Source organism: Stenotrophomonas sp. AGC87 (assembly GCF_057333975.1).
The window spans coordinates 19,514-23,380 of record NZ_JBHFHW010000025.1; the positions used below are offsets into that span (position 1 = coordinate 19,514).

4 protein-coding genes are annotated in these 3,867 nt (G+C 65.7%); all 4 read right to left on the bottom strand.

Annotated elements, in window-relative coordinates; translation table 11 throughout:
* Positions 1-335 precede the first annotated feature (335 nt).
* Entirely contained in the window at positions 336-1,043 is a 708-nt protein-coding gene (gene phoU / locus ACE026_RS09040) for a phosphate signaling complex protein PhoU (protein ID WP_152151802.1), read from the bottom strand.
* A 65-nt stretch (positions 1,044-1,108) separates the two neighbouring features.
* Positions 1,109-1,939 (bottom strand): phosphate ABC transporter ATP-binding protein PstB, encoded by an 831-nt coding sequence (gene pstB / locus ACE026_RS09045; protein ID WP_070471812.1) that lies wholly within the window; start codon positions 1,937-1,939, stop codon positions 1,109-1,111.
* Between the two features lie 19 nt (positions 1,940-1,958).
* A complete protein-coding gene (pstA, locus tag ACE026_RS09050) occupies positions 1,959-2,825 on the bottom strand; it encodes a phosphate ABC transporter permease PstA (RefSeq protein ID WP_121041559.1) in 867 nt (288 codons plus the stop codon).
* The gene (pstC, locus tag ACE026_RS09055) at positions 2,825-3,793 is read right to left on the bottom strand and encodes a phosphate ABC transporter permease subunit PstC (protein WP_121041561.1); all 969 of its coding nucleotides are present in this window, start codon (positions 3,791-3,793) and stop codon (positions 2,825-2,827) included. Before pstC ends, pstA begins: the two co-directional genes overlap by 1 nt.
* Between the last annotated feature and the right edge of the window lie 74 nt (positions 3,794-3,867).

Here is a 3,867-nt window from a genome sequence, read left to right on the forward strand (position 1 = left end):
CTCCTTGAGTTCGCCGACAAGGGCATCACGACCCAGCGACTCGAGACCCTGCGCGCCCACAGAAAGGCACGATTTCGCGGAGTCGTCCAACACGCGAGCCCCGTAGCGGCTGGCAGGCCCCTGGGCAAAATCAAGGAGGAGGCCGTCGCCGCGAGGCGTCGGCCGAGGGACATTTGCCGAGGGGCCCGCCGGTCGCTTCGGGGCGCTAACGCTCGCGCCAAGGCTCGAACGGAGACACCTGCAGCGCCCTCACCGCGCCAGGACTTTCCAGCCACAAAAAAGAAAACCGCCACCCGAAGGCAGCGGCGTTTGCTTTCCGTTTTTAAGGCATGCGCTCAGACGTGATCGGTACTGCTGGTCTCGTCGCGCTTCTCACGCGGCGGCAGCGCCTGCTCGCCATGCACCAGGAACCACACGTTCTCGGCGATGTTGGTCGCATGGTCGCCCACGCGCTCCAGGTTCTTGGCCATGAACAGCAGGTGCGTGCACGGGGTGATGTTGCGCGGGTCTTCCATCATGTACGTCAGCAGCTCGCGGAACAGCGCGGTGTACTGCGCGTCCAGACGGGCGTCATCGTCGCGCAGTTCCAGCGCCGCGGCGGCGTCGTTGTCGCGGTAGGCCTCGATCGCGCGGCGCACCTGCTGTGCGGCCAGCCGGCCCAGGGCGCGCAGGCCCTGGATCTGCGGCAGCGGTGGCACCTTGCTCAGGGCGATCGAGCGCTTGGCCACGTTGGCCGCGTAGTCGCCGATGCGTTCGATATCGGCCGGGATGCGCAGGCCGGCCAGGATCTCGCGCAGGTCGCGTGCCATCGGCCCGCGCAGCGCCAGGCGCATCACGTCGTGGCTGATGTGCTGCTCAAGCTGGTCGATGGCTTCATCGTTGGCGATGATGCGCTGGGCGGCGTTCTCGTCGCGCTTCTCGATGACGTCCATGGACGCCTCCAGCTGCGCGACCGCCATCTCGCCCATGCGCACGATCTCGGCCACCAGGCGCTGCTGTTCTTCGTCGTAGCTCTTGACGATGTGGTCGTTGGGAAGATTCATGGTCTGCAATCCGGGTAGTGCCAGGCCATGCCTGGCTGGGACATTCGGTGAGGGGACAGCACCGATCAGCCGAAGCGGCCGGTGATGTAGTCTTCGGTCTGCTGCTTGTTGGGCTGGGAGAAGATCACTTCGGTGCGGTCGTGTTCGATCAGGTCGCCCAGGTACATGAAGGCGGTGTAATCGGACACGCGCGCGGCCTGCTGCATGTTGTGGGTCACGATCACGATGGTGTAATCGTGCTTGAGCTCTTCGACCAGCTGCTCGATGCGGCTGGTGGAGATCGGGTCCAGCGCCGAGGTCGGCTCGTCGAGCAGCAGCACGTCCGGGCGCAGGGCCACGGCGCGCGCGATGCACAGGCGCTGCTGCTGGCCACCAGACAGGCCCAGCGCGCTCTGGTTGAGCTTGTCCTTCACCTCGTCCCACAGCGCGCCCTGGCGCAGGGCCTGCTCGACACGATCGGTCATCTCCGACTTGGAGAGCTTTTCGTGGTGACGGATGCCGTAGGCCACGTTCTCGAAGATGGTCATCGGGAACGGCACCGGCTTCTGGAACACCATGCCGACCTTGCTGCGCAGGCGGTTCATCGGGTACTTCGGCGAGAGGATGTTCTCCCCGTCCAGCATCACTTCACCACGCGCTTCCAGCTTGGGGTACAGCGCGTAGATGCGATTGAAGATGCGCAGCAGCGTGGACTTGCCGCAGCCGGAGGGACCGATCAGCGCGGTGACACGCTTTTCCGGAATCTCCAGGTCGATGCCCTTCAGCGCGTGGAACTTGTCGTAGTAGAAATCCAGCCCACGTGCGGCCAGCTTGATCGGCGCCGGGGTCTGCAGGCTTTCATGCGAGGCCGGGACCACGATGCGCTGCATCGGCACGGCGTTGGAGAGATCGTTCATGGCGATGTCCGTGGAAAGGTCAGTCATGGGAGATACGGTTGCGCAGCAGGATGCCGCGCGCGGAAAGGCTGACCAGCAGCACGAACACGGTCAGCACCAGCGCGCCGGCCCAGGCCAGTACCTGCCAGGATTCGTACGGGCTGCCGGCGAACTGGTTCATCACCACCGGCACCGACGCCATCGGCTGGAACACGTTGCTGTTCCAGTACTGGTTGCCGAAGGCGGTGAACAGCAGCGGGGCGGTTTCACCGGAGATGCGGGCCAGTGCCAGCAGGATGCCGGTCACGATGCCGGCGGCGGCGCTGCGGTACAGCACCTGCACCGTCACCTTCCACTGCGGGATGCCCAGCGACAGGGCCGCTTCACGCATCTGCGAAGGCACCAGGCGCAGCATTTCATCGGTGGTACGCACCACCACCGGCAGCACGATGAAGGCCAGCGAGAGCGCACCGGCGAAGGCCGAGAACTGGCCACCGGTCTGCATCACGTACAGCGTGTAGACGAACAGGCCCAGCACGATCGACGGCGCCGAGAGCAGGATGTCGTTGACGAAGCGGACCACCGTGCCGGTCTTGCGGAAGTTGCCGTACTCGGCCAGCCAGGTGCCGGCCAGCACGCCGAGCGGCGTCCCGATGGCGATGGCCAGGCCGCACATCACCGCGCTGCCGAAGAAGGCATTGGCCAGGCCACCGTCCTGCATCGGCGGCGGGGTCATCTTGGTGAACAGATCCAGGTTGATGCCGGCCAGGCCCTTGGAGGCCAGCGTCCACAGGATCCAGCCGAGGAAGAACAGGCCGAACAGCGCGGTCAGGCAGGACATCAGCAGTGCGACCACGTTGACGATGCGGCGGCGCAGGTACAGCGGTTGGGCGTTGGCGGTGGACATCAGTTGCCCTCCTTGCGGGCCAGGCGCATCAGCATCAGGCGGGCGATCGCCAGCACCACGAAGGTCACCAGGAACAGCACGAAGCCGAGCAGCAGCAGTGCCGAGCGGTAGGTTTCGGTGGCTTCGCCGAAATCGTTGGCGATCAGGGCGGCAATGGTGGTGCCCGGTTCAAGCAGCGACGGCGACAGGCGCACGCTGTTGCCGATCACGAAGGCCACCGCCATGGTTTCACCCAGGGCACGGCCGAGGCCGAGGAAGATGCCGCCGATCACCGCCGAGCGGGTGTAGGGCAGCACGATGTCCCAGCTCACTTCCCACTTGGTGGAACCCAGCGCATAGGCCGATTCCTTCAGGCGGGTCGGCACGGTCAGGAATACTTCGCGCATCACCGAGGAGATGAAGGGGATCACCATGATCGCCAGCACGAAGCCGGCGGTGAGCACGCCGATGCCCAGCGGCGGACCCTGGAACAGCGGGCCGATGATCGGCAGCGTGCCCAGGTGATCATTGAGGAACGGGGTGACGTACTCGGTCATTACCGGGACCAGCACGAACAGGCCCCACATGCCGTAGATGATCGAGGGGATACCGGCCAGCAGTTCGATGGCGGTACCGACCGGGCCACGCAGCCAGCGCGGGGCGACCTCGGTCAGGAAGAAGGCGATACCGAAGCTCACCGGCACCGCGATGACCATCGCGATCAGGGCCGTGACCAGGGTGCCGTAGATCGGTGCGAGTGCACCGAACTTGTTCTCGACCGGATTCCATTCGGAGGAGTAGAAGAAGCTCAGGCCCTGCTCCTGCAGGGCATGGCGGCCGCCCCACAGCATCGAGAGCGCGGCGCAGGCCAGGGCGACCAGCACCAGGATGACGGTGGCGATCAGGACCCAGCGGAACAGTTTGTCGTTGCGGGCATCACGCAGGTCGCGGAGGGACGGTGCGGGAACAGGCTGGGCGATGGCATTCATGGCTGAGGCGGGGGCCCGAGTGGTGGTTCGGCAGGGTGGTGCGGCGAGGAAAGCGGGGGGGGGGGATGCACAGG

What these genes read in the sequence shown, in the direction of transcription:
- pstC (WP_121041561.1), bottom strand. Translation starts at nt 3,793, where the DNA reads ATGAATGCCATCGCCCAGCCTGTTCCCGCACCGTCCCTCCGCGACCTG.
- phoU (WP_152151802.1), bottom strand. Translation starts at nt 1,043, where the DNA reads ATGAATCTTCCCAACGACCACATCGTCAAGAGCTACGACGAAGAACAG.
- pstB (WP_070471812.1), bottom strand. Translation starts at nt 1,939, where the DNA reads ATGAACGATCTCTCCAACGCCGTGCCGATGCAGCGCATCGTGGTCCCG.
- pstA (WP_121041559.1), bottom strand. Translation starts at nt 2,825, where the DNA reads ATGTCCACCGCCAACGCCCAACCGCTGTACCTGCGCCGCCGCATCGTC.